The sequence below is a fragment of the Candidatus Woesearchaeota archaeon genome, assembly GCA_003694805.1.
In the GTDB taxonomy this organism is placed as follows: domain Archaea; phylum Nanobdellota; class Nanobdellia; order Woesearchaeales; family J110; genus J110.
In genome coordinates, this window is record RFJU01000125.1 from 1 (window position 1) to 1,141 (window position 1,141).

Annotated in this window: 2 protein-coding genes; both read right to left on the reverse strand. The window is 53.9% G+C overall.

Annotation, left to right across the window (positions count from 1 at the left end):
- The coding region (locus tag D6783_04510; protein RME52529.1) for a hypothetical protein at positions 1 to 568 on the reverse strand (568 nt) is incomplete at its 3' end.
- Positions 569 to 670: 102 nt separating this feature from the next.
- Positions 671 to 1,141, reverse strand: a 471-nt coding sequence (locus D6783_04515) for a hypothetical protein (GenBank protein ID RME52530.1), incomplete at its 5' end; no start/stop codon positions are given.

Below are 1,141 nucleotides of genomic sequence, written 5' to 3' on the forward strand. Positions count from 1 at the left end.
AGGTGATGATGCGGATGAGTTTTCCGAGGGGGGTGGTGTAAATGACGCGTGCAGCGTTTTTGCTTTTCGTGTCGAGGAGGTCCGGGTAGGTTTTGGCGAATAGGTCAGCAACAGGGCCTAGGTGCCAGTCGCTGACGGTGCCGGCCGCGGCGATCCAGAGATCGTCTTTGTTGCCGATCGCGTGGTACACGAGCGAAGAGGTCGGCGCTCCGTCGCTTGGGTCGTATACGCGTGGGTTGATGAACGTGACGTTTTTGTGGGTGTGTACCTTGGTTTGCAGGGGGTGGTGGTCGAGCCAGAGGATGGGCGTTTGGGTTCCTCTGACGAATTCTTCGTCGATGACGGCGATGTCAAGGGCGACGATGAGGTCGGGAGCGTACTCGCGAACTTTTTTGAGGTGCTCTGTTCCGAGTGCGTGTCCTGTGGGGTGTCCTTTGCCTTCTTTTTTGTAGCGCCACGCTTGGAGGAACGCGCACGTGCCGTCACAGTCGTTGTCAAAGAAGAAGAGGGGCCTGGCGCTCCGGTCGAGGATGTCCTTGAAAGATGAGAGGTCGTTGGAGAGCGCCATGAAAGATCCTGATAGCTTGTTGGTTCGTACGAGTTCTTGTGGGTTCTTGTTCTTGCCGTTCTTGGTTCGTTGAGCTCGGCTTCCTTATAGGAATCCGAATCCTTATAGCGTTGTTTTCTTCTTTGTTCCTTTCCAGACGTCCCCTTCAACTGCGTAGGTACCCTTGGTGGCTTTCAAGATGATCTTGTAGGCTTCCACAAGGGCTACTGCGGCGGCTTCCCGTGTTGTAGCGCCGAGGATGCCTTCTTTCTCATAATCAGGTTCTTTGAGGGAGGAAATCAGCTTGGCCGGCACCGCCTTGGTGCTGACGATAACAGAGTATGCCGTTCCGTAGGAGCGGACGATGATGAGCGGTGACTTATCCTTCTTGCATTGCTCTGCTATTAAGGCCGTGCTTGCATTGTCTTGGGTGCAGTCAAAGACAACGTCTGCTTTGAGAAGGTAGACGTTGTTGGGAAGGATTTGTTCATGGAATGCTTTCACTTTTGTTTGTGGGTTGATGGCTTCGAGCCGTTTCTTCGCCTGTTTGGCTTTGAAGCGGGTGAGGTCTTCTGCCGTGTAGAGTGTTTGGCG